Genomic DNA, 2393 nt, shown 5'->3' on the forward strand with positions numbered 1-2393 from the left:
CGGCTGTAGTCGTGGTCGTACTTTCTGATATGCATGGTTGTCTCCTACTTCGTTGTCGACAATTCGCAGTCCCCACCCAGCGGGGGCGGCGCACTCTCACAGGGCTCAGGCAGGCACCGCCGTCTGAGACTTCTTCTCCAGGGATTCGGACAGGGCCGACATGTCGCTGTCGAGGAACTTCGGCCGGATCAGGTAGACGAGCAGCGGCAGCAGCACCAGCGCCAGCACCATGTTGATGAGCATCAGGATCACCAGCAGCAGGCCGGTGTCGGACAGGAACTTCAGCTCCGACAGGAAGTACCACGGCGCCAGCCCGATCGTCATCAGCGAGGCGGTGAAGAAGATGGCCTTGCCGCAGGTCTTGAGCGCCACCCGGATCGCCACGCCCAGGTCCTTGTTGGCCACCTGGTATTCCTCGCAGATGCGCGTCATGAGGTAGATGCCGTAGTCGATGCCGACCCCGATGCCGATGGCCAGGATGGGCAGCGAGTTGACGTCCAGGCCGACGCCGGCGAGCGACATGGAGGCGGTGAGCATGGCGTTGGCCAGGTTCACCGGGATGAGCAGCAGCAGGCCCGCGACGATGGAGCGGTAGGCGAGCGAGCAGCCGATCAGGATGACGAGGTTCAAGGCCAGCAGGATGCGGCTTTCGTAGCGCACCACGGTGTCGTTGATGGATTGCTGCAGCGCGATCGCCCCGGAGGCCAGCCGGATGGTGAAGGTGGGGTGCTCGGGGCCGACCTTCTCGACGCAGGCGCGCGCCTGCGCCAGCGCGGTATCCACCGTCTCCTGCTTGTTGTTGGAGTACCAGAGCGAGACGGTGCCGTTCTTCTGTTCGAAGTCGGTGACGTGCAGGAAGGCCTTGGCGTTGGTGCCGGCCATCAGCCGGTGACGGCGGCCGAGGCGGAGGCGTCGTCGTTGTCGAGCGGCGACCACTTGGGGTTGCCGCCGCTGAAGACGCGGTTGGCTTCGGGCGCGAGGTCGGCGAAGGACAGGGTGGCCGTGGGCGGGTTGGGGCTGCTCTCCAGGCAGTGCTGGAGGTCGCGCATCGTGGTGAGGGTGTCGCTCTGGCGCACGATGCGGGCGTTGCCCTTGCCTTCGAACACGACTTCCATGGTCATGGAGCCGGGGAAGTGCTGGTTGATCTCGCGCACGGCGAGGTTGAACTTGGAGTCGTAGCGCAGCAGGTTGGTGCCTTCGACGGGGTTGCCGACCTGCACGCGCAGCATGAGGAAGACGGCGACGATGCCCAGGACGATGAAGACGATGCCGGTGTAGCGGGCGTTGCGTCCGGTGGAGAGGGCAGCGAAGCCGCCGAGCGTGCCCTGGATGCCGCGTTGGACGGGGCCGCTGTGCTGGTCGGTGCCGAGCAGGTGCTCGATGTTGTTCGGCCTCGGCATGAGGCTGAGCAGGATGGGGGTGAGGAAGACGCTGCAGGGGACGAGGTTGAGCGCCCACAGGCCGGTGAAGAGGGCGAAGCGCTCCATGGCCGGGATGGGCGCGAGGGCGACGAGGAGCAGGCCGCACACGTCGGTGAAGATGCCCAGGGTGCCGGGGTAGACGAGGGAGACGAGGGAGAGTTCGGCGGCCTTGTCCTTGGGGTGGCCGTCGTGCAGGAGTTCGAAGTAGCGCTCGGTGGCTTGCACGCAGTGGCTGAAGCAGCGGGCGATGAGCAGCAGCGGCACGACCATGAGCAGGGGCTCGACGGGCAGGCCGAGCCAGCCGACGAGGCCGAAGCCCCAGATGGCCGAGACGGTGCTGACGAGCACCGGCACGAGGATGCCGGCGACGTTGCGCATGTGGAAGGCGAGCACGCCGAACATCAGGATCAGGGTGATCGCGAAGATCTCGAGGGTGTTGTCGCCGAAGGCGTAGATCCACCCGGTCATGACGGGGAAGCCGGCGGCGTGGATCTCGTGCGCGCCGTCGGTCTCGTTCTTGACGATGGCCTGGACGGCGTCGAAGACCTTGCCGTAGTCGACGGATTGCTCGATGAAGGTGGCGTTGACGATGGTGGCGGTGCCGTCGGAGGACACCAGGAAGGTGTTGGCCCCGGGCGATTCGTCGACGCGCCGGCGGATCTCGGTGAGCTGCTCTGCCGTCTTGGGCAGCTCGTCGTCCATGATGGGCTGCGAGAAGATGCCGTCGGGGGTGATGACGGTGTAGCGCGCCTTGGAGGTGGCGATCGAGAGGATCTGGTCGTGGTCGACCCCGGGCGTGAGGTCGATGTCGCGCGAGATGCGCCACACCTTCTCCAGCGTGTCAGCCTGGAACACGTCCTTGCCGTCGGTCCGCTTGATCATCAGCGTGACGGTCAGCGGGTTGCCGAAGTTCGAGTGGTCCTTGTAGACCTGCACGAAGGGGTGATTCTTCGGGAACAGGTCCGAGAAGAT

At 65.6% G+C, this 2393-nt stretch carries 2 protein-coding genes; both read right to left on the minus strand.

Annotated features, from left to right (window positions below; all coding sequences use genetic code 11):
• Positions 1-105 precede the first annotated feature (105 nt).
• Positions 106-882 carry an MMPL family transporter gene (locus x551_RS27780; RefSeq protein WP_253950444.1) on the minus strand — a complete coding sequence of 259 codons (777 nt, stop codon included), beginning with the start codon at positions 880-882 and terminating at the stop codon, positions 106-108.
• Positions 882-2393 (minus strand): MMPL family transporter (locus tag x551_RS21225; protein WP_253950445.1); only part of this gene is annotated, 1512 nt, incomplete at its 5' end. The genes x551_RS21225 and x551_RS27780, both read right to left, overlap by 1 nt.

The sequence above is a fragment of the Methylibium sp. T29 genome (assembly GCF_000576205.1).
Lineage (GTDB): Bacteria > Pseudomonadota > Gammaproteobacteria > Burkholderiales > Burkholderiaceae_C > Methylibium > Methylibium petroleiphilum.

Coding starts and splice junctions, on each gene's coding strand:
- x551_RS27780 (WP_253950444.1), bottom strand. CDS start 882: ATGGCCGGCACCAACGCCAAGGCCTTCCTGCACGTCACCGACTTCGAA.